A 20,072-nucleotide genomic window follows, 5' to 3' on the forward strand; every position below is an offset into this window, starting at 1 on the left:
CGCGGGGCCGGCGCAGGCGCGAGGCTCGGGTCATGCACCTGCGTCCGATCGTCGCCGCGTCCCTGCGCGACGCGCTCACGTTCTGGCTCCCCGTCGCGTGCGCGGGGTGCGGGGCGCTCGATGTCGAGCTGTGCGACGGATGCCGCGGCGCCCTCGTTCCCGTCCCCGTCCGTCGCCCGCTCGCGCCGGGGTTGTCGGTCACGAGCGCGATCGCCTTCGAGGGCGCGGCCGCCCGCGTGATCCGGGCACTGAAAGAAGAGGGACGCACCCCGCTCGCCCGCGCCCTCGCCCCTGCCCTGCGAGGGCTCCTGAGCGGGATGCCGGCCGACGCCCTCGTCACGACCGTCCCCTCGACGCGCGCCGCGATGCGGCGGCGGGGGTTCCGACCCGTCGAACTCATCCTGCGGCGTGCCGGATACCGCGATCGCCGGCTCGTCCGGCTGCGTCGGACCCCGCGGGATCAGCGCGGGCTCGACCGCGACGCCCGTCGGCGCAACGTCGGGGGTGCGTTCGTCGCCCGCGCCGTCGACGGGCGCCCCGTGGTCCTCGTCGACGACGTGGTCACGACCGGGGCCACCATCCGCGAGGTCGCGCGTGTGCTGATGGAGGCGGGCGCGACCCGGGTCCTCGCGGTCACTTTGGCGCACACGCCGCGTCGTGGCGGATTCGGAGGTGAACCGGAGGTGATTGACACGTGACACGGCCGTGTCGCGGCACTAGCGTAAGGATGACTGAAGGCGACGGACGTTCCGCCCTTAGACCGGGCGGAACCCGGAACAAGGAGGTCACGGATGGACACCAACATCGTCGGCGTGGGAGTCGGGATCACCGATCGTTTCCGCTCGGTGGTCGAAGAGAAGGTCAGCCGCATCGAGCACCTGGCTCCCCGGGCGAACACCCTCGAGGTCAAGGTCACGCATCGCTCCTATCGCAACGGTCGAATGGAGGACGACACGGTCGAACTCACGCTCGACGGCAAGGGTCCCGTCGTTCGCGCTGAGGCCACCGATGCCGACAAGTTCGCGGCCCTCGACCTCGCGGTCGACAAGATCTCGGAGCAGGTCCGCCGCGCGAAGGACAAGCGCGTCGACGCCCGCAACCACCCGCGCGGCGCGAAGTTCGAGAAGGGGACCGGCGAGCTCGCCGGCATCGACGTCGAGCCCGCCTCCGTCGATGTGCTCCGCGCCGTCGCCACCGGTTCCGTGCCGGTGCAGGCCGACGTCGCCGAAGAAGAGGACTACTGCCCCGTCGTCATCCGGCAGAAGGAGTTCGAGGCCGAGTGGATGACCGTCGAAGACGCCGTCGACCGCATGGAGCTCGTCGGCCACGACTTCTTCCTGTTCATCGACGCCCGCACCGACCACCCGAGCGTCGTGTACCGCCGCAAGGGCTGGGACTACGGTGTGATCGAGCTGACGACGCAGGCGTCGCCGATGGTGTCGGTGGCGTCCTGACGCACGCATGAAGCGACGCCCCCGGCCGATGGGCCGGGGGCGTCGTCGTGACGGGGGAGCGGCTCAGCCGTCGAAGATGTCGCCGAGCAGCGAGCCGATGACGAGACCGCCGAGCATTCCGCCGACCATGTTGCCGCCGCCCATGCCGCCTCCGCGGCCGTAGCCGCCTCCGCGACCGTATCCGTCGCCGCCCCAGTCGTTCGGGCGGGACTGCTCGATGTCGCGCTGGGCGATCTGCAGAGCCTCGGATGCCAACGACCCGGCGCGCCGCGCGGTGGCGAGGGCCGTCTCGCGCTGGTCTTCCGCGACCGGTCCGAGCGGGAGGCCGGCGCGCAGTCGCTCGGCCTCGACGAAGCGGGTGCGGGCATCGGCGCCGATCCAGCCGCGGTGACCGGTGATCAGTCCGCGGGCGACCGCGAGCTGTCGGTCGGCGTCGTCGATGGCGTGCTCGACCTGCTCCTGCGACGGCACCGGACGGGCGGCGCGCTCGCGCGCGAGGTCGAGGGCGGCGTTGGCCTGACGCAGCGACGACAGCGCGGCGAAGGGGTCGCTGCGCGTCCCCGAGGCGGGCAGGGCGGTCAGGGCCTGTTGCAGCGCGGCCATCGCGGTCGTCACGGCGGGCGTCTGGGCGCCCTGCCGCGCCTCGACCAGGTCGTTGCGCGAGTCGTCGACGACGGCGGCCAGCGTGGATTCGGCGCGCAGCGCCTCGATCTCGAACGTGTCGACCGCATCGAGGAGGGACTCGGCGCGACGCACCGCTTCGGTCGCGGCCTCGAGGGCGACGGAGGCCTGCTCTCGCTGGCCGGCCTCGCGGCGACGCTCCGAGACGCCCGCGGTGTGCACCGCGAAGTCGAGGAGCTGCTCGATCTCGTCGGGATTGCCGCCGATCTGCGCGAGAGCGGATTCGCTGTAGCGGCGGGAGAGGCGGTCGACGACCTCGCGGGCGCCGGGGATTCGCGCGGCGAGGCGCTCGCGATCGGCGCGCACGCGCGCCAGGGTCTCGGGCGCGCGGCGCACGGCGTCGATCTTCGGCTGCAGCACCTGGGTGCGCTCTTCGAGGAGGTCTTCGGCCCACTCCGACAGCTGGATGATGCGCGCGTTGCGCGTGCGCAGCTCTTCTTTGGTGTCGGGGATCTCGTCGTGGTTCAGCTGATGCAGCTGGAACGCCTCGGCCAGATGCGTGCGAACGGAGTCGAGCGCCGCCGCGAGGTCTTCCGTCGCCTTGTCGCCGAGCTCGGCGCGGGCGAAATCGAGCTCATCGGAGGTGAGCCGCACCCGCTCGTCGGCGGCGACGATCGCGAGCTCCGCCCGCCGTGCCAGGTCGGCGTCCGCCGCATCCTGCTCTTCGCGCTTCCTCTTGCCCCAGAAACCGGCCATGGACCGATCCTAGGCGGCGGTTTCGCGGGCGTCGCCGTGTGTTCGCTGCGGGCGCGCGCGGAGACTTTCGGATTGCGGCCTCCTCGCAGGTCACGAACGGGTAACACGGATAGCATGAGGGTCGTATGCCTGTTCGCAGGCCGGCGTCCGCGCGGGCGCCGCACCCGACAGATGGAGATTCTTCGTGGCAAATCCGCTCGAGAAACTGCTGCGCGCCGGCGAAGGCCGCATCCTGCGCCGCCTACAGGGCGTCGTGAAGGCGACCGGCGCCCTCGAAGAGGACTACGAGCAGCTCACCGACGACGAGCTGCGCAACGAGACCATCGAGCTGCGTGCCCGCTACGACGCCGGCGAGACGCTCGACCAGCTCATGCCCGAGGCCTTCGCCGCCGTCCGCGAGGCGGCCAAGCGCACCCTCGGCCAGCGCCCCTACGACGTGCAGATCATGGGCGGCGCCGCCCTGCACCTGGGCAACATCGCCGAGATGAAGACCGGTGAGGGCAAGACCCTGACCGCGGCTCTTCCGGCGTACCTCAACGCGATCGCGGGCAAGGGCGTCCACGTCATCACGGTGAACGACTTCCTCGCCAGCTACCAGTCCGAGCTCATGGGGCGCGTCTACCGCGCTCTCGGCATGACGACGGGCACCGTCGTCGCGGGCCAGACCCCCGAGGTGCGCCGCGAGCAGTACGAGGCCGACATCAGCTACGGCACGAACAACGAGTTCGGCTTCGACTACCTGCGCGACAACATGGCCTGGCGCAAAGAAGACCTCGTGCAGCGCGGACACTTCTTCGCGATCGTCGACGAGGTCGACTCGATCCTCATCGACGAGGCCCGCACCCCGCTGATCATCTCGGGTCCGGCGTCGGGCGAGGCCAACCGCTGGTTCGCCGAGTTCGCCAAGCTCGCTCGCACCCTCGAGGCCGGGGTCGACTACGAGGTCGACGAGAAGAAGCGCACCATCGGCGTGCTCGAGCCCGGCATCGAGAAGGTCGAGGACTACCTCGGCATCGACAACCTCTACGAGTCGGCGAACACCCCGCTGATCTCGTTCCTGAACAACTCGATCAAGGCGATCGCGCTGTTCAAGCGCGACACCGACTACGTCGTGATGAACGACGAGGTCATGATCGTCGACGAGCACACCGGTCGCATCCTGGTCGGTCGCCGCTACAACGAGGGCATCCACCAGGCCATCGAGGCCAAGGAGAACGTGCCGGTCAAGGCCGAGAATCAGACGCTCGCCACCGTCACGCTGCAGAACTACTTCCGCCTCTACGACAAGCTCTCGGGCATGACCGGTACCGCCGAGACCGAGGCGGCCGAGTTCATGTCGACCTACAAGCTCGGCGTCGTCCCGATCCCGACGAACAAGCCGATGATCCGCAAGGACCAGGCCGACCTCGTCTACAAGAACGAGACCGCGAAGTTCGCGCAGGTCGTCGAAGACATCGTCGAGCGCCACGAGAAGGGCCAGCCGGTCCTCGTCGGCACCACGAGCGTCGAGAAGAGCGAGTACCTCTCGCGCCTGCTCGCCAAGAAGGGCGTGCGCCACGAGGTCCTCAACGCGAAGAACCACGCGCGCGAGGCCGAGATCGTCGCCCGCGCCGGTCGCCTCGGCGCGGTCACGGTCGCCACCAACATGGCCGGTCGCGGTACCGACATCATGCTCGGCGGCAACGCGGAGTTCCTCGCCGTGCAGGAGATGAAGGCGAAGAACCTCGACCCGGTCGAAACGCCCGAGGCGTACGAGGCGGAGTGGGACTCGGTCTACCAGGCGATGCGCGACACCGTCGCCGAAGAGGCGGCGAAGGTCACCGAGGCCGGGGGTCTCTACGTGCTCGGCACCGAGCGCCACGAGTCGCGCCGCATCGACAACCAGCTGCGCGGTCGCTCCGGCCGTCAGGGCGACCCGGGCGAGAGCCGCTTCTACCTGTCGCTGACCGACGACCTCATGCGTCTGTTCCAGTCGGGCGCGGCCGAGGCGATTCTCGCGCGCACCAACTTCCCCGACGACGTCGCGATCGAGTCGGGTCTGGTCTCCCGCGCGATCAAGAGCGCGCAGTCGCAGGTCGAGGCCCGCAACGCCGAGATGCGCAAGAACGTCCTCAAGTACGACGACGTGCTCAACCGCCAGCGCGAGGCCATCTACGCCGACCGTCGCCACATGCTCCAGGGCGACGACATCGCCGACCGCGTGCAGCACTTCATCGAAGACGCCATCACCGCCGTGATCGACGATCACACCGGCTCGGGCCACACCGAGTCGTGGGACTTCGACGCCCTGTGGACCGAGCTGAAGACCCTCTACCCGGTGAGCGTCACGATCGATGAGGTCGTGGCCGAGGCCGGTGGCAACAAGGGCCGCATCACCCCCGACGGTCTCAAGCGCGAGATCATCTCGGACGCCCGGATCGCCTACGAGAACCGCGAGAAAGCCCTCGGCGAGCAGGCGCTGCGCGAGCTCGAGCGTCGCGTGGTGCTCCAGGTGCTCGACCGTCGCTGGCGCGAGCACCTCTACGAGATGGATTACCTCAAGGACGGCATCGGCCTGCGCGCGATGGCTCAGCGCGACCCGCTGATCGAGTACCAGCGCGAGGGCTACCAGATGTTCCAGTCGATGATGGGGCAGATCAAGGAGGAGTCGGTCGGCTTCCTCTACAACCTCGAGGTCGAGGTGCGCAGCGTCGAGGGCGAGCCCGCGGCGCAGGTCGAGGCGAAGGGCCTGACCCCCACCCCGGTCGAGACGCAGCGCCTGGAGTACTCCGCGGCGAACGACGCCGGCGAGGTCGAGGTGCGCAACGACCGCGGCCAGGTGCAGCAGGCGGCGACGAACCGCCTCCGTCAGGCGCAGCCGTCGGCTCCCGCCACCGACGCCGCTCCGGCCGGCGCGCGCGGTGCCTTCGGCCAGCGCACCGACGCCGCCGCGCAGCCCGAGGCGTCCAACCGCGCCGACCGTCGCGCCGCGAAGAAGAAGTAAGAGCGACAGATACCGGATGCCGTGTCCCCGCGTGGGGGCACGGCATCCGTCGTCTGCACCCGGGGTCAGGCCGCGCCGTCGTGCCGGGCCGTCGTGCGGAGGTCGGCCGCGAGAGGCCGGACCGGGCCTCCCGATGGCGGCGTGTCGACCGCGCCATCCGCACGACGGCGCCACCCGGGGCGGGGAGGGTGCGGTCCACCGGGTGTCGATTGGCCGGATCGGCGCGGGGATATCCTGAACCGATGAGCCCGCTTCGCCCTCTCGACCAGTCGTCCAAGCTGAAAGACGTCCTCTACGAGATCCGCGGGGAGGCCCTCGTCGAGGCCGACCGACTCGAGGCCGAGGGGCACTCGATCCTCAAGCTCAACACCGGCAATCCGGCGATCTTCGGGTTCGAGGCGCCGCACCAGATCGTGCGCGACATGATCGCGTCGGTGCCGAACGCCCACGGCTACAGCGACAGCCGCGGCATCCTGTCGGCCCGTCGCGCCGTGGTCTCGCGATACGAGCAGGAGCCCGGGTTCCCGCATCTCGACCCCGATCACGTCTTCCTCGGCAACGGGGTGTCCGAGCTGATCACGATGACGATGCAGGCCCTGCTCGACGAGGGCGACGAGGTGCTCATCCCCGCCCCCGACTACCCGCTGTGGACGGCGATGACCAGCCTCGGCGGCGGCACGCCCGTGCACTACCTCTGCGACGAGCAGCGCGAGTGGCAGCCCGACCTCGACGACATCCGGTCGAAGGTCACCCCCCGCACCAAGGCGATCGTCGTCATCAACCCCAACAACCCCACCGGCGCGGTGTACTCGCGCGAGGTGCTCGAGGGGATCGCCGAGATCGCGCGCGAGAACTCGCTGCTCGTCCTCGCCGACGAGATCTACGACCGCATCCTCTTCGACGACGCCGTCCACATCCCCATGGCCACGGTCGCGCCCGACCTGCTGGTGCTGACCTTCAACGGGCTGTCGAAGACGTATCGCGTCGCCGGGTACCGCTCGGGATGGCTCGCGATCACCGGCCCGAAGGAGCACGCGCAGGGCTTCCTGCACGGCATCAACCTGCTGGCATCCACCCGCCTGTGCCCCAACGTGCCGGCCCAGTTCGCGGTGCAGGCGGCGCTGTCGGGAGTGCAGTCCATCAACGCGCTCGTCGCCCCCACCGGTCGCCTGCACGAGCAGAGGGATGCCGCCTGGCAGGGGCTGGAGGCCATTCCCGGGGTGTCGTGCGTCATGCCCCGGGGGGCGCTCTACGCGTTCCCTCGCTTCGACCCCGAGGTCTACGAGATCCCCGACGACGCGCAGTTCGTGCGCGACTTCCTGCTCGCCGAGCACGTGCTGCTCGTACAGGGCTCGGGCTTCAACTGGCCGGCGACCGATCACGTGCGCATCGTGACCCTGCCCGAGGCTCGCGTCATCAGCGACGCGATCGAGAGGCTCGGCAACTTCCTGGCGTCCTGGCGGCCCTGACGAACCATCCGCCGCGTATCGTGCGGGTGCCGTGACCACGCGGGCCCGGATGTCACAGCAGCCCCAGGGCCGTCACGCGCCAGCGGCCGTCGATGCCCTCGAGGCGCAGGGCGACGGCCCGTGTCCGCACCCGGGCGGAAGCGGTGACGGTGGCCTCGATCACGCCGTCTGCGGGTGAGGAGATGTGCACGCCGCGGATCTCGTGCACGTCGCGGCGGGCGGGCACCCGGCGCGCGCTCCGGGCGCGGGCGGCGAGATTGGCGCGCGTCACGAGCGAGCGGTAGACCTCTTCTGACAGCCACCGCGCGAGCTGCTCGACCTCGCGCACCCCGGCGAGCACCTCGAGGATGCCGCGGACGATGTTGCGGACGAAGACCTCTGGTGGCGGAAGCTCCGTGGTCGACGTCTTCTGCCGGGCGAAGTACTCCTCGCCGCGCGGGCGCGAGCGCGGCGGACGAGAGTCGGGGTCGGGTGCTGCGAATGACATGGGGTCCCTCCGGCCGGCGGCATCGAATCGTGCGGATCAACGTGCGGCCGACAGTAGGGGAGTGCCCCCTTACGCCACGGCGATTATGGGGAACCTGTGGAGGGCGTGGGGCCGGGGTGAGATGGGGAGGAACCGTCTCAGTCGTCGTGCCGGATCTCGCCGCGCCCCCACAGTTCGGGGAAGCTCGCGGCCTGCGACTGCCGCCACAGTGCGGCGCGCCGGGCATCCTCCACCCGCGCGTCCACATGCGCATCAACGCTGTCGAGGTCGATGCGCCAGCGACCGGGTGAGCCGACCCGCATGCCGCGCAGATGTCCCTCACGGACGAGATCAAGAACCTCCTCAGGCGGAAGGGCGAGGGCGGCGGCGACGTCGTCGAGCTCGGCGAATCTCTCCAGGGGTGAAGAATCGTCGGTCATCCGGTCATTATGTCCCCCCTTTCGGGGGTGGTACGAGTTCACCCGCTGAACGCGCATTTTTCGCGGGCGGGTCCGAGGACCGCTCCGACGGGGGGTTTCGGATCCTCCGCTTTCGCCCGCCCCCGCATCGAACCTCTCTGATATTCACCCGCCGGTTCACCCGACAGCGGAGTGAGGAGGCGCCGGGCGCACGGAGGCGGTGGGGCGGCCTCTAGGGTGGGAGGGTGTCGACACTCAGTGAACTCGTCTACGCCCAGGGCCGCTCCAGCGAGGCCGACGTCGAGTGGCTGCACCGGCTCGCGGGTGATGGACAGCTGCTGGCCGACCTCGCCTTCGCCGACATCGTCATCTGGGTCCCGACCCCCGACGACTCGTTTGTCGCCGTCGCGCACACCCGACCCGGCGGAGCGGCGACCCTGTTCTACCGCGACATCGTCGGCGACCGCGTCCGCCCGCAGTGGCGCACCCAGGTGCGCGAGGCCTTCCAGAGCGGTCGCATCGTCGACTCGGCATCCCCCGACTGGTTCGAGGAGACGCCCACGCGCGTGCGCGCGGTGCCGATCGTGCGCGAGCTGTCGCGCGAGGGCGCCGCGGTCACGACCGTCGGCGTGCTGACCCGGCACACCAACCTCGGCGAGACGCGGACGCCCTCGCGCCAGCAGATCACCTTCAACGACTGCGCCGACGACCTGTTCGGCATGATCTCGTCGGCCGAGTTCCCCGACCTCGCCGCCCCCACCGCTCCGCGCCGCGGAGCGCCGCGAGCCTCCGACGGGCTCATCCGCCTCGACGTCGACGGCATCACCACCTTCGCGAGCCCCAACGCGCTCTCGGCGTTCAACCGCATGGGGTTCGACGACGAGCTCGAGGGCGAGTCCCTGGCTGAAGTGACGGCCCGCATCCTCCCCGCCAAGCGACAGGACGTCGACGAGTCGCTCCCCGTCGTGGTGAGCGGGCGCGCGCCCTGGCGCGCCGACATGGAGGCGCGGGGAGTGCAGGTCTCGCTCCGCACGATCCCGCTGCGCGATCGCGGCACACGGATCGGGGCGATCGTGCTCAGCCGCGACGTCACCGAGATCCGCCACCAGGAGCAGGAGCTCATCACCAAGGATGCGACGATCCGCGAGATCCACCACCGGGTGAAGAACAACCTGCAGACGGTGGCATCGCTCCTGCGCATCCAGGCGCGGCGCACGCACTCCGACGAGGCGCGCGACGCGCTCACGCAGGCCATGCGACGGGTCTCGGCAATTGCCGTCGTGCACGACACGCTGTCGGAGGGTCTCGCGCAGAACGTCGACTTCGACGACGTCTTCGCCCGCGTTCTCAAGCTCGTCGCCGAGGTCGCCGCCGCGCCGAACACCCGCGCGCGCACGCGGACGACCGGACAGTTCGGCACGCTCCCGAGCCAGTTCGCGACGCCCCTCGCCCTCGCCCTCACCGAACTCGTCACCAACGCCGTCGAGCACGGACTCGCCGGCCAGGAGGGCGACGTCGAGATCGCCGCCGAACGGTCGGGGGAGATGCTCGAGGTCAGCGTGCGCGACACCGGCGTGGGACTTCCCGAAGGGCAGGTCGGCCGCGGTCTGGGCACCCAGATCGTGCGCACGCTCATCCAGGGCGAGCTCGGCGGCACCATCGACTGGCACACGCTCATGGGCAGCGGAACCGAGGTCACGATCGAGATCCCGCTGCGCTACATCGGCGGCTCCGCCTCCTGAGGCGCGGGGGCGCGGCATCCGGTGTCGTCCCGGGCGTCGCGCGGCCGCGGCGCGGAGTGCGATCCTCCGGGTGACCGGGACCCGGTGCCCTCAACGCGAAGACGCCCGCCCCGAGGGGGCGGGCGTCTTCGCGGAATCCGGCGTCAGGACGCGCGGCGAGCGCGAGCGGCGCGGCGCTTGAGCGCGCGGCGCTCGTCTTCGCTCAGGCCGCCCCAGACGCCCGAATCCTGGCCGGACTCGAGGGCGTACTGCAGGCAGACCTCGGTGACGGTGCAGCGTGCGCAGACCGACTTGGCCTTCTCGATCTGGTCGACCGCGGGGCCGGTGTTGCCGACGGGGAAGAACAGTTCGGGGTCGACGGTCAGGCAGGCTGCTTTGTCGCGCCAATCCATAGGGGTGCTCCTTGTAACAGAAATTTCGACGATTCGGCACCGGGATTCGGGTCCGGTACCCTGGTGGGAACGCGAGCGAACGCTCGCCCCACTTCGCTGTGGGAGCACACGGCTTGTTCCATGCTCCCATAGCGATTCCGCCTGATCAAGAGGTAACCGGCAGGTTTCCGGATCGTAACGGCGCGGCAGCGCCCGTCGGGAGGCTCTCGGATGCCCATTCGGCTGGCCGCCGCCGCTCTTCTCGGCCTCGAGGCCCTCGGCATCCTGGCCCTCGCGGGCTGGCAGGTGGTCGCCCTCGTCGGGGGCGACACCGACTCGGCGGTCAGCTCGATCGCCCTCATCGTGCTGACCGTGATCGGAGCAGCGATCGTCGCCGCCTTCGGGGTGGCGACGGCACGCGACGTCTCGGCCGGACGCTCCGGCGGGATCGTGACGCAGCTGCTCATCCTGTCGGTGGCGATCGGCGCCGTGACGGGGGAGTGGGCGTCGCCGGGGATCGCGGTCCTCATCGCCGTCCCCGCCGTGATCGGCCTCGTGCTGCTCGTGCTCGCGGTGCGCGCCGCGGCTCCGCGACGTCGCGACGACGACTGAGGCGCACGGCGAAGGCCCCGCCGGCACGGGCAGTGCGCAGCGGGGCCGGGGACGCGGAGGTCAGGCGGCGGCGAGACCAAGCGTCTTGCGAAGCCGCGCGACGTGTCCGGTCGCCTTGACGTTGTACAGCGGCTCGACGATCGAGCCGTCCTCGTCGACGACGAACGTCGAACGCAGCACGCCCGTGACGGTCTTGCCGTAGTTCTGCTTCTCGCCCCACGCGCCGTACGCCTCGTGGACGGAGTGATCGGGGTCGCTCAGCAGCGGGAAGGTGAGGCCGTCGCTGTCGCGGAACGCGCGCAGCTTCTCGGGGGTGTCGCGCGAGATGCCGAGCACCGTGTAGCCGGCTCCCTGGAGCGACGCGAGGCTGTCGCGGAAGTCGCACGCCTGCGTCGTGCAGCCGGGCGTCTGCGCCGCCGGGTAGAAGTACAGGATCACGCGGCGTCCGCGGAAGTCGCTCAGCGAGACGGGGTGTTCATCCTGGTCGAGAAGGGTGAAATCGGGCGCGGTGTCGCCCTTGTCGAGGTTGGTCACCCCTCCAGCCTAGAACGCTCGATGCCCTGGAACGTCGTGAGCAGACGCTGCAGCGAGTCCAGGCGCGCGGCGGCACCCGGGCCGAGCCGACCGGACTCGACGGCCTCGATGATGGCGCAATCGGGGGCGTCGGGGAGGTGGGTGCACCCGCGCGGGCACTCCTCGGCGACCTCGGCCAGGTCGGTGAACGCGCCGAGCACGTGCGCCGGATCGATGTGGCCCAGACCGAACGACCGGACGCCCGGGGTGTCGATGACCCATCCCGACCCCGCCGGGCCGCGGTAGCGCAACGACACGGCCGACGAGGACGTGTGGCGTCCGCGTCCCGTCACGGTGTTGACGTGCCCGGTCGCGCGCTCGGATCCGGTGAGCGCGTTCACGAGAGTCGATTTGCCGACGCCGGAGTGCCCGACGAACACCGTCGCGTGACCGGCGAGCGCCTCGCCGATCGCGTCGAGGGGCATGTCGCCCTGCGCGCTGGTGAACACGCGCAGGTCGATCCCGGCGAAGTGCGACAGGAACTCCGTCGGGTCGGCGAGGTCGGTCTTCGTGACGACGAGGAGGGGCCGGATGCCGGCATCGAGCGCCGCGACCAGGTACCGGTCGACGAGACGCTCGCGCGGTTCGGGATCGGCCGCCGCCACCACGATCAGCATCTGATCGGCGTTGGCGACGATCACGCGCTCGACCTGATCGGTGTCGTCGGCGCTGCGGCGCAGGAGGGAGGTGCGCTCCTCGATGCCGACGATGCGGCCCAGCGTGCCCTCGTCACCCGAGAGGTCTCCCACGACGCGCGCGCGGTCGCCGTTGACGATCGGCTGCTTGCGCAGCTCTCTCGCGCGAGTGGCGAGGACGCGGCGCTCGTCGGGACCGTCCTCGTCGACCAGTACCGTGTAGCGCCCGCGGTCCACACCCAGCACCCGCGCGATGCGCGCGTCGGCGTGGGCGGGACGGCGCTTGGTGCGCGGCCGGTTCGCCTTGGGGTTGGGGCGCACCCTGATCGACGACTCGTCGAACTCGAGGTCGTCGTCGTCGTCGGGGTCGTCGAGCCAGCTCACGGGTCAGTCCGCGGCATCCGCGTCCGTGCCCAGCATCGCGTGCCAGAGGGCCGCGAACTGGGGGAGGGTCTTCGCCGTCGTGCCGATGTCGTCGATCCGCACGCCGGGCACGCGCAGGCCGATCAGGGCCCCGGTGGTGGCGAGGCGGTGATCGTGGTGCGCCTTCCACTCGCCGCCGTGCAGCGGACGCGGCACGATGCGGATGCCGTCGTCGAGCTCGTGCGCCTCGCCGCCGAGGGATCGCAGATCGCCCACGAGGGCGGCGATGCGGTCGGTCTCGTGACCGCGGATGTGGCCGATGCCGTGCAGCGTGGTGGGACCGTCGGCGAAAGCTGCGAGACCGAAGAGCGTGGGGGCCAGCTCTCCGGCGGCCGAGAGGTCGAGGTCGACGCCCAGGATGCCGTCGTCTCCCGCCGCCACGGTGAGGGCACCGCCGCGCCGACTGACGCGCGCGCCCATCTCGGCGAGGATGTCGACCAGGAGCGCGCCGGGCTGGGTGCTGTGCAGCGGCCAGCCCGTGACCGTGACGGAGCCGCCGGTGACCATGGCCGCCGCGAGGAACGGCGAGGCGTTGGACAGGTCGGGCTCGATCGCGATGTCTTTGGCGCGCACGGGGCCCGCGGGCACGATCCACTCCCCGGCCGCGGGGCGCTCGACGTGCACGGCCCGGTGGGCGAGCGACTCGACGGTCATGTCGATGTGGGGGATGCTCGGAAGGCGCGAGCCGACGTGACGGAGGTGCAGACCGACGTCGAACCGCGCCGCCGCGAGCAGCAGGCCAGACACGAACTGGCTCGACTGGCTGGCGTCGATCTCGACCTCGCCGCCGCGGACGTGTCCGTGGCCGCGAACCGCGAACGGCAGAGCCCAGTGACCCCCGTCGTCGATGTCGACGCCCACGTCGCGCAGGGCGTGGATCATCGCCCCCATCGGACGGTGCAGCGCACTCTCGTGAGCGGTGACGTGCACGTCTCCGCGGGCGAGACCGGCCAGCGGCGCGATGAAGCGCATGACGGTGCCCGCCTGTCCGCAGTCGATCTCGGTGTCGCCATGGAAGGCGGCGGGCGGGGTCACGCGCAGATCGGGTCCGAAGGCGCTGCCCGTGTCGACCTCTTCGATGTCGACCCCGAGCGCCCGCAGCGCGTCGATCATGCGGGCGGAGTCGTCGGAGTGCAGCGGAGCGTGCAGCGTTCCGGGGCCGTCGGCGATCGCCGCCAGGATGAGCTCGCGGTTGGTCAGCGACTTCGATCCCGGCACCGTGACCGTGGCATCCACGGGACGGGTCGCGACGGGCGCGTCCCACGCACCGCGGGGGGTGGCGGCGGAAGGGGAATACCCGAGCGGAGTCATGGGTTCCAACTCTACTGAAAGGGGACGACACGTGACCGCACTTCTGGAGCGCGACCGCGCCGCGACGGCCATCCCGGTGGCCGTCGGGACACGCGACGTAGACTGGCGCGCGATGAACGACACCGCAGACGCCGGCCCGCTCGAGGTGGAGCCCCGCGCACAGTTCGAAGAGCAGGCCCTGCCCTTCATGGATCAGCTGTACGCGGCGGCAATGCGCATGACGCGCAACCCCGCCGACGCCGCCGACCTCGTGCAGGAGACCTTCGTGAAGGCCTTCGGCTCGTGGGCGACGTTCACGCAGGGGACCAACCTCAAGGCGTGGCTGTACCGCATCCTGACGAACACGTACATCAACACGTATCGCAAGAAGCAGCGCGAGCCCTATCAGAGCGCGATCGACGACCTGGAGGACTGGCAGCTCGGCGGAGCCGAGTCCACCACCGCCAGCAGTGCGCGTTCGGCCGAGGCCGAAGCGATCGATCACATGCCGGCATCCGTCGTCAAAGACGCGCTGCAGTCGATTCCCGAGGATTTCCGGATGGCGGTGTACCTCGCCGACGTCGAGGGCTTCGCCTACCAGGAGATCGCCGACATCATGAAAACCCCGATCGGCACGGTCATGAGCCGTCTGCACCGCGGACGCCGCCTTCTGCGCGACCTGCTGTCGGACTACGCCAGAGAGCGCGGCATCCAGGCCGCGACGGGAGAGACGAAATGAGCGACTGCGGCTGCGACAAGGCGCGACGTGACCTCGAGGAGTACCTGCGCAACGAGGTCTGCAAGACCGAGGCGAAGGACATCCGCGAGCATCTGGAGAACTGCCCCGGATGCCAGGACGAGGCGCACGTCGCCCGCACGCTGACCGAGGTGGTCGCGCGTGCGTGCAAGGAGACGGCGCCCGAGGAGCTCCGCGACCAGGTGCTCTCGCGGTTGCGCGCGATCCAGTCGACCCACTGACCGCCGCCGCCGGCTGCCCCTGACGCGTGTCGGGGGTGATCCCTAGGCTGGGGTCATGGCATCCCTCGACACCCTGACGCTGCCCCTCGACCAGACCTCCTCCGCCGACCTGGCGGCCGTCGGCCTGGAGTACCGCCGGATCGACGCCGACGGCGAGGGCTTCCGCCCCTTCCAGCGCGCCGTCGCTCGGGGCTTCCTCGGCGGGGAGTCGACCGACGATGAGGCCGCCCATGCGCGCAAGACGCTGCGGACGCGACGGCTGACCGGCGTCTTCGACGCGGCGGGGAGCGAGCCGGAGGTGCCCGTGGGCACGATCGACTCGTGGGCGTCGACGCTGACGACGTCGCCCGGTCGTACGGCGGATCTCTGGTCGATCAGCGCCGTCACCGTCGCCCCCACCCACCGTCGCCGCGGCATCGCCCGGGCGATGATCGGGGGAGAGCTGCGCACGGCCGCCGACGCCGGTTTCGCGCTGGCGGGCCTGACCGTCACCGAGGCGACGATCTACGGTCGCTGGGGCTTCTCCCCGGCCGCGTGGGCGTCGGACGTGGTGGTCGACACCCGTCGCGCGCGGTGGACGGGCCCGGCGACGCCCGGTCGGCTCGACTTCGTGCCCCGCGACGCGGTCGTGGCGCACGTGCGCGCGATCCACGAGCGCGTGCGGGTCTCACGGCCCGGGGCGGTCCCCGGGTGGGATGGGCGGTGGCGCGCGATCGCCGGTGCGGCGCCCGGCGACAAGGAAGCCGAGAAGGTGCGCGCGGTCGTCTACCGCGACGTCGATGGGGTCGAGCGCGGCATCCTGATCTACACCCTCGACGAGAACGACGACTACTCCTCCCACGTCCTGAACGTGCGGAGCCTCTTCGCCGACGGCGACGACGCATACGCGGCGCTGTGGCGCTTCGCGATCGAGCACGACCTGGTGGGCACGGTGAAGGCCTGGTTGCAGGCACCGGTGCCGCCCGTGCAATGGATGGTCTCCGACCGCCGCGCGGTGACCGCCACGCTCACCGACCACCACTGGCTGCGCGTGCTCGACGTGGCCGGCGCCCTGTCGTCACGGGCCTATGCGGCCCCCCTCGACGCGATCGTGCGCGTCGACGACCCGCTCGGATTCGCCGACGGCACGTGGGCCGTGCGCATCGACGAGGCGCGAGAAGCGGTCGTCTCCCCGGCGGACGCGGACGCGCCGGTCGATGTGCAGCTCACGGTCGGGGCCCTCGGCTCGCTTCTGCTGGGCGGGGTCCGGGCCTCCGAGCTCGCCGCGGCCGGACTCGTCCGCGGCGACGCCGGTGCGATCGCGGCGATCGACGCGGCGTTCGCCCCGGCGATGACGCCGTTGCTCGACATCTGGTACTGACCGTCGTTCATAGGATCCCGCCGTACGATTCCGCCGATGTCCGACGCACCCCCCACCTCCCCGGTTCGGTCCGAGCCGACGCGCCTCGACGCGCTGCGCTCGATCCTGCGTCGCTACACGCGCGAGAACCCCGTCGCGCTCGCCACGGCCGTGGTCGTGATCGCCGCCGCGGCCGCGACCGGGGCGCTGTGGGGAGAGGACGCGTCGGTGTGGGGGGCCGGACCCCTCGCGACGTTCGCGAGCGGACGGTGGTGGACGCTGCTGACGGCCCTCGCGGTCCCCGACTCCCCGGTGGACGCCGCGTCGTCGGTGCTGCTGGCGCTCACCGTGCTGGCCTACGCGGAACGGCTGCTGGGATCGCGGCGGACGGCGCTCCTCCTGCTGCTGCTCGGGGTGGCCGGGCTGTCGGTGGGCATCGGCCTGCACGCGGCGGCGTGGACGCTCACCGACCTTCGGCCCGTGGTGGCCGCGGAGGTTCCCGTCCTCGATCCCACGACGCCCATCGCGGGTGCGGTGATGGCCGCGTCGGCTCTCGCTCCGACCCTGTGGCGGCGCCGTCTCCGACTCGTCGGTTTCGCCCTGTTGGCGCTGTTCGCGCTCTACGCGGGCGACGCGGACTCCTGGTACCGCCTGACCGCCGCGGTGATCGGACTCGGGGTCGGCGCGATCCTGGCGCGCGGTCGGGAGCGCCGCTCCTGGCACCGCAGTTCGACGCGCGAGACGCGCACCCTGCTCGCCCTGCTCGTCGCCGTCGTCGGGAGCGGACCGATCGTCGCCCTCGTCAGCGGCGGCGGTCGAGGACCGCTGTCGCTCGTGGTCGACGCCTACACGCAGTACGACGACGAACTGCTCAGCAAGTGCGGCTCCGTGGCGCAGTCGGTCTGCGACGAGCAGGTCGCGCTGCTGATGACCCGCGGCGCCGGACCCGCGCTCCTCGCGATCACGCCCCTCGTGCTGCTGCTCGTCGCCGCCTGGGGCCTGCGCCAGGGGCGTCGTTCGGCCTGGACCGTCGCGCTCTTCGTGCTCGTGTCCTCGGCGATCCTGCCCATCGTCTCCCTTCTCGACGGGCGCCTGCGCATCGACCCCTGGGTCGACGGCAGCGGTGCGGAATACGTGCTCTGGGCCCTGGCATCCATCGTGATCCCCCTCGCCCTGGCCGCCGCCCTCGTGGTGGCGCGGGCGCGCTTCACGGTGCGGGCCACGCGCGCGGCGGCCCGGACGGTCGCCGCGGTGGTCGGGCTCGCCTTCCTGGCGTGCGCGACGACGCTGTTCGTCGTGGAGTCCGTCGGAAGGCGCAGCTTCGATCGAGAGCTGTCGGTGCTCGATCTGCTCGGACTGACCCTGCGCCGCTTCTTCCCGCCCGCCTTCACCAACCCCGGGGGAGGGACCGCGTTCCCCCACCACGGGCCCGCGCTGTTCGCCTACCAGTGGATCGGCGTGCTGTTCTGGGCGATCGTGGTCGCCGCGATCCTCTGGCTGTACCGTCGGGCGCGGCGGCCGGATGCCGGGGGCGAGGCGCTCTATCGCGACCTCCTGCGCCGCGGCAGCGACACCCTCGGCTTCCTCGGCACGTGGGAGGGCAACCGTCACTGGTACTCCGACGACCGCCAGTGCGCTGTGGCCTACCGTCTCGCGGGTGACGTCGCCCTCGCCGTCGCCGATCCGCTCGCTCCCGAGGGGCGTCGGCCCGAGGCGCTGCGGGGCTTCACCGACTACTGCGTCGAGCACGGATGGACGCCGGCGTTCTACAGCGTGCACACCGAGACCCTCGACGACCTGGTGGAGCTGGGGTGGCGCCACGTCCCCGTGGGGGTGGAGACCGTGATGGACCTGCCGGGCCTCACCTTCGCGGGCAAGAGCTGGCAGAAGGTGCGTCAGCCGCTCACCCGCGCCGAGAGGGAGGGCTACACCGCGGTGTGGTCGCGCTGGCACGAGCTCACCGTCGCCCAGGCGTCGCAGGTCGTGGCCATCGACGAGGAATGGGTCGCGGACCGCGCCCTGCCCGAGATGGGCTTCACCCTCGGCTCGCTCGACGAACTCCGCGACCGCGACGTGCGCCTCCTGCTGGCCGTCGGCCCCGACGAGCGCATCGAGGCGGTCACCAGCTGGATGCCCAGCTGGACCGACGGGGAGATCACCGGGTGGACCCTGGACTTCATGCGTCGGCGCACCGACGGCCCCAACGGCATGATGGAGTTCCTCATCGCCAAGGCGGCCCTCGAACTGCAGGAAGAGGGCGCCGTCGTCCTCAGCCTCTCCGGCGCACCGCTGGCCGACGACCCCGACGAGCCCGTCGATGGGGATCCCGCTCCGCTGCGGTCCCTGCTGCGCTGGCTCGCGGAGGTGCTCGAACCGGCGTACGGCTTCGCGTCGCTGTTCCGCTTCAAGGGCAAGTTCCGCCCGAGGTACCGTCCCCTGGCCCTCGCCTACCGCGACCCCCTGCAGCTGCCCGCGATCGGCGCCGCCGTCGGCCGTGCCTACCTTCCCGACGCGTCACGCCGTGAGATGGTCGCTCTGGCGAGGACCGCGTGGGAGGGGCGTCGATGAACAAGTTCGTGCTGTCGTTCGAGCTGATCGATTCGCCCTTCCTCCCGGTGGCGGCGGTGATCGCCGGTCTCGGCGTCGTCGCCGTCTTCCTGTGGGCGCCCCGCCGACTCATCCGCACGGCGGTGGTCGCCGCGGCCGCCGCGGTCGTCATGTTCGTGGTGGCGAAGATCCTCGAGGCGATGGACACGTTCCAGGGGCCGCTCCCGTCGGGCGCGATCTGGTGGGCGACGGGCGCTGCGGCCGCGGTCGGCATCGGCGTGGTCGGCATCTGCCGCCGCCCCTGGCCCCGGCGCGTGATCGGCGCGATCACCGTCGTCGCGGCTCTCCTCGCCGGGGCGCTGGGGGTCAACGCCTCGTACGGCGTCACCCACAACCTGGCCGCGATCCTCGGGGTGCAGGCTCTCGACCCGGCGTCGCTCCCGCAACGCGGTGACACCGCGGGCGACCCGTCGACGCTTTACCAGACGTGGGAGCCGCCGGCCGGAATGCCGTCGAAGGGGTCCGTGAGCGCACTGACGGGGGGAAGCAAGATCCCCACCGGTCAGTACGCCGCGCGAGACGCCTCGCTCTACCTGCCGCCCGCGGCGCAGGTCGCGAATCCGCCGGCTCTGCCGCTGCTGGTGTTCATGATGGGGCAGCCGGGCTCACCCGATCCGACCGCCCTTGCGAAGGCGCTCGACACCTTCGCCGCCGCGAACAAGGGACTCGCCCCGATCGCGATCGTGGTGGACCAGTTGACGGCGCCGGATCGGGACCCCGCGTGCGTGGACTCCGCGAAGTACGGGGCCGTCTCCACCTACATCAACCAGCTCGTGCCGCAGTGGGCCGAAGCGAACCTCAACATCGTGAAGGATCACCGGTACTGGACGATCGGGGGCTTCTCGAACGGAGGCTCGTGCGCGGCGCTGTACGGGACGAAGCACCCCGACACCTGGGGGCAGATGCTCGACATCATGGGCAACGAGTTCCCCGGGTCGGAGCACGTCGCCCAGACCGTGACCGACGTCTACAACGGTGACGCCAACGCCTTCCAGGCGAACAAGCCCTCGGTGATCATGGCCGCGGCGGCGCCCGGGACCTACACCGATCACCTCGCGATCTTCACATGGGGCAGTGCCGACACCACCTACGGTCCCGGTCAGCAGGCGAACGCGGATGCCGCGAAGGCCGCCGGATTCACGGTGCTGACGCACATCGTCGAGGGGGCGGGCCACACCGGCGAGGCGCTCGACGGCAGTCTGGCGTACGCGATACCGGCCCTGGCATCCGTTCTGGGGCTCGCGGCACCCGCGTCCTGACACGGGGGCGAGGGGCGCCGCCCGGCGCCGGTAGAAGGGCTCTCCTGCCCCGCCGCGCACGCCGAGGGGTGCCGC

Annotated in this window: 18 protein-coding genes; 11 read left to right on the top strand and 7 right to left on the bottom strand. The window is 71.1% G+C overall.

The features are described 5' to 3' along the window. Nucleotides 1–32 precede the first annotated feature (32 nt). Nucleotides 33–698, top strand: a complete 666-nt coding sequence (locus tag AB1K56_RS04320; protein WP_371204726.1) for a ComF family protein — start codon at nt 33–35, stop codon at nt 696–698. A 93-nt stretch (nt 699–791) separates the two neighbouring features. Continuing rightward, nucleotides 792–1,454 (top strand): ribosome hibernation-promoting factor, HPF/YfiA family, encoded by a 663-nt coding sequence (hpf, locus tag AB1K56_RS04325; RefSeq protein WP_136586986.1) that lies wholly within the window; start codon nt 792–794, stop codon nt 1,452–1,454. 63 nt (nt 1,455–1,517) lie between these two features. On the opposite strand, the gene AB1K56_RS04330 is transcribed toward hpf, so the two are convergent. Next, the gene (locus AB1K56_RS04330) at nt 1,518–2,831 is read right to left on the bottom strand and encodes a hypothetical protein (RefSeq protein WP_371204727.1); all 1,314 of its coding nucleotides are present in this window, start codon (nt 2,829–2,831) and stop codon (nt 1,518–1,520) included. A gap of 184 nt (nt 2,832–3,015) precedes the next feature. Here AB1K56_RS04330 and secA point away from each other — a divergent pair, with 184 nt between their 5' ends. Beyond that, complete coding sequence (gene secA / locus AB1K56_RS04335; protein ID WP_371204728.1) at nt 3,016–5,814, top strand: preprotein translocase subunit SecA; 2,799 nt, start codon at nt 3,016–3,018, stop codon at nt 5,812–5,814. 242 nt (nt 5,815–6,056) lie between these two features. Next, complete coding sequence (locus tag AB1K56_RS04340) at nt 6,057–7,283, top strand: pyridoxal phosphate-dependent aminotransferase (RefSeq protein WP_371204729.1); 1,227 nt, start codon at nt 6,057–6,059, stop codon at nt 7,281–7,283. A 52-nt stretch (nt 7,284–7,335) separates the two neighbouring features. Here the strand turns inward: AB1K56_RS04340 and AB1K56_RS04345 are convergent, their stop codons facing one another. Together AB1K56_RS04345 and AB1K56_RS04350 are read right to left on the bottom strand one after the other, a co-directional pair. Next, nucleotides 7,336–7,770, bottom strand: coding sequence for an Rv3235 family protein (locus AB1K56_RS04345; protein WP_371204730.1), 435 nt, complete (start codon nt 7,768–7,770; stop codon nt 7,336–7,338). 137 nt (nt 7,771–7,907) lie between these two features. Further along, on the bottom strand, nt 7,908–8,189 hold the full coding sequence (locus AB1K56_RS04350) for a helix-turn-helix domain-containing protein (RefSeq protein WP_371204731.1): 282 nt from the start codon (nt 8,187–8,189) through the stop codon (nt 7,908–7,910). A 224-nt stretch (nt 8,190–8,413) separates the two neighbouring features. Here AB1K56_RS04350 and AB1K56_RS04355 point away from each other — a divergent pair, with 224 nt between their 5' ends. After that, nucleotides 8,414–9,910 carry a sensor histidine kinase gene (locus AB1K56_RS04355; RefSeq protein ID WP_136586980.1) on the top strand — a complete coding sequence of 499 codons (1,497 nt, stop codon included), beginning with the start codon at nt 8,414–8,416 and terminating at the stop codon, nt 9,908–9,910. Nucleotides 9,911–10,053: 143 nt separating this feature from the next. Here the strand turns inward: AB1K56_RS04355 and AB1K56_RS04360 are convergent, their stop codons facing one another. Beyond that, nucleotides 10,054–10,302, bottom strand: a complete 249-nt coding sequence (locus AB1K56_RS04360) for a WhiB family transcriptional regulator (RefSeq protein ID WP_013583608.1) — start codon at nt 10,300–10,302, stop codon at nt 10,054–10,056. A gap of 210 nt (nt 10,303–10,512) precedes the next feature. Here AB1K56_RS04360 and AB1K56_RS04365 point away from each other — a divergent pair, with 210 nt between their 5' ends. Further along, nucleotides 10,513–10,893 (top strand): histidine kinase, encoded by a 381-nt coding sequence (locus tag AB1K56_RS04365; RefSeq protein ID WP_371204732.1) that lies wholly within the window; start codon nt 10,513–10,515, stop codon nt 10,891–10,893. A gap of 60 nt (nt 10,894–10,953) precedes the next feature. On the opposite strand, the gene bcp is transcribed toward AB1K56_RS04365, so the two are convergent. The 3 genes from bcp to aroA are packed head-to-tail and all read right to left on the bottom strand — an operon-like array spanning nt 10,954 to nt 13,835. Next, complete coding sequence (gene bcp / locus AB1K56_RS04370) at nt 10,954–11,427, bottom strand: thioredoxin-dependent thiol peroxidase (protein ID WP_371204733.1); 474 nt, start codon at nt 11,425–11,427, stop codon at nt 10,954–10,956. Beyond that, nucleotides 11,424–12,485: a ribosome small subunit-dependent GTPase A gene (gene rsgA, locus AB1K56_RS04375; protein ID WP_371204734.1), complete on the bottom strand. Its 1,062-nt coding sequence runs from the start codon at nt 12,483–12,485 to the stop codon at nt 11,424–11,426. The genes bcp and rsgA overlap by 4 nt, the downstream gene beginning before the upstream one ends. Nucleotides 12,486–12,488: 3 nt before the next feature. After that, complete coding sequence (aroA, locus tag AB1K56_RS04380; protein ID WP_371204735.1) at nt 12,489–13,835, bottom strand: 3-phosphoshikimate 1-carboxyvinyltransferase; 1,347 nt, start codon at nt 13,833–13,835, stop codon at nt 12,489–12,491. Between the two features lie 112 nt (nt 13,836–13,947). Here aroA and AB1K56_RS04385 point away from each other — a divergent pair, with 112 nt between their 5' ends. Genes AB1K56_RS04385 through AB1K56_RS04405 form a run of 5 tightly spaced genes read left to right on the top strand, consistent with a single transcriptional unit; the run spans nt 13,948 to nt 19,997 of the window. After that, on the top strand, nt 13,948–14,553 hold the full coding sequence (locus tag AB1K56_RS04385; RefSeq protein ID WP_136587203.1) for a sigma-70 family RNA polymerase sigma factor: 606 nt from the start codon (nt 13,948–13,950) through the stop codon (nt 14,551–14,553). Next, a complete protein-coding gene (locus AB1K56_RS04390; RefSeq protein ID WP_136586975.1) occupies nt 14,550–14,792 on the top strand; it encodes a zf-HC2 domain-containing protein in 243 nt (80 codons plus the stop codon). The genes AB1K56_RS04385 and AB1K56_RS04390 overlap by 4 nt, the downstream gene beginning before the upstream one ends. Before the next feature lie 55 nt (nt 14,793–14,847). Beyond that, nucleotides 14,848–16,152 (top strand): GNAT family N-acetyltransferase, encoded by a 1,305-nt coding sequence (locus AB1K56_RS04395; protein WP_371204736.1) that lies wholly within the window; start codon nt 14,848–14,850, stop codon nt 16,150–16,152. Nucleotides 16,153–16,188: 36 nt separating this feature from the next. Then, on the top strand, nt 16,189–18,699 hold the full coding sequence (locus AB1K56_RS04400) for a bifunctional lysylphosphatidylglycerol flippase/synthetase MprF (protein WP_371204737.1): 2,511 nt from the start codon (nt 16,189–16,191) through the stop codon (nt 18,697–18,699). Next, nucleotides 18,696–19,997 carry an alpha/beta hydrolase gene (locus AB1K56_RS04405; RefSeq protein ID WP_371204738.1) on the top strand — a complete coding sequence of 434 codons (1,302 nt, stop codon included), beginning with the start codon at nt 18,696–18,698 and terminating at the stop codon, nt 19,995–19,997. Before AB1K56_RS04400 ends, AB1K56_RS04405 begins: the two co-directional genes overlap by 4 nt. Nucleotides 19,998–20,072: the final 75 nt, after the last annotated feature.

The organism is Microbacterium sp. BWR-S6Y, assembly GCF_041379845.1.
GTDB classification, from domain to species: Bacteria; Actinomycetota; Actinomycetes; order Actinomycetales; family Microbacteriaceae; genus Microbacterium; species Microbacterium hydrothermale.

What these genes read in the sequence shown, in the direction of transcription:
- AB1K56_RS04345 (WP_371204730.1), bottom strand. Translation starts at nt 7,770, where the DNA reads ATGTCATTCGCAGCACCCGACCCCGACTCTCGTCCGCCGCGCTCGCGC.
- AB1K56_RS04350 (WP_371204731.1), bottom strand. Translation starts at nt 8,189, where the DNA reads ATGACCGACGATTCTTCACCCCTGGAGAGATTCGCCGAGCTCGACGAC.
- AB1K56_RS04320 (WP_371204726.1), top strand. Translation starts at nt 33, where the DNA reads ATGCACCTGCGTCCGATCGTCGCCGCGTCCCTGCGCGACGCGCTCACG.
- AB1K56_RS04400 (WP_371204737.1), top strand. Translation starts at nt 16,189, where the DNA reads ATGTCCGACGCACCCCCCACCTCCCCGGTTCGGTCCGAGCCGACGCGC.
- AB1K56_RS04405 (WP_371204738.1), top strand. Translation starts at nt 18,696, where the DNA reads ATGAACAAGTTCGTGCTGTCGTTCGAGCTGATCGATTCGCCCTTCCTC.
- AB1K56_RS04360 (WP_013583608.1), bottom strand. Translation starts at nt 10,302, where the DNA reads ATGGATTGGCGCGACAAAGCAGCCTGCCTGACCGTCGACCCCGAACTG.
- AB1K56_RS04340 (WP_371204729.1), top strand. Translation starts at nt 6,057, where the DNA reads ATGAGCCCGCTTCGCCCTCTCGACCAGTCGTCCAAGCTGAAAGACGTC.
- AB1K56_RS04390 (WP_136586975.1), top strand. Translation starts at nt 14,550, where the DNA reads ATGAGCGACTGCGGCTGCGACAAGGCGCGACGTGACCTCGAGGAGTAC.
- AB1K56_RS04330 (WP_371204727.1), bottom strand. Translation starts at nt 2,831, where the DNA reads ATGGCCGGTTTCTGGGGCAAGAGGAAGCGCGAAGAGCAGGATGCGGCG.
- AB1K56_RS04385 (WP_136587203.1), top strand. Translation starts at nt 13,948, where the DNA reads ATGAACGACACCGCAGACGCCGGCCCGCTCGAGGTGGAGCCCCGCGCA.
- AB1K56_RS04365 (WP_371204732.1), top strand. Translation starts at nt 10,513, where the DNA reads ATGCCCATTCGGCTGGCCGCCGCCGCTCTTCTCGGCCTCGAGGCCCTC.
- AB1K56_RS04395 (WP_371204736.1), top strand. Translation starts at nt 14,848, where the DNA reads ATGGCATCCCTCGACACCCTGACGCTGCCCCTCGACCAGACCTCCTCC.
- aroA (WP_371204735.1), bottom strand. Translation starts at nt 13,835, where the DNA reads ATGACTCCGCTCGGGTATTCCCCTTCCGCCGCCACCCCCCGCGGTGCG.
- hpf (WP_136586986.1), top strand. Translation starts at nt 792, where the DNA reads ATGGACACCAACATCGTCGGCGTGGGAGTCGGGATCACCGATCGTTTC.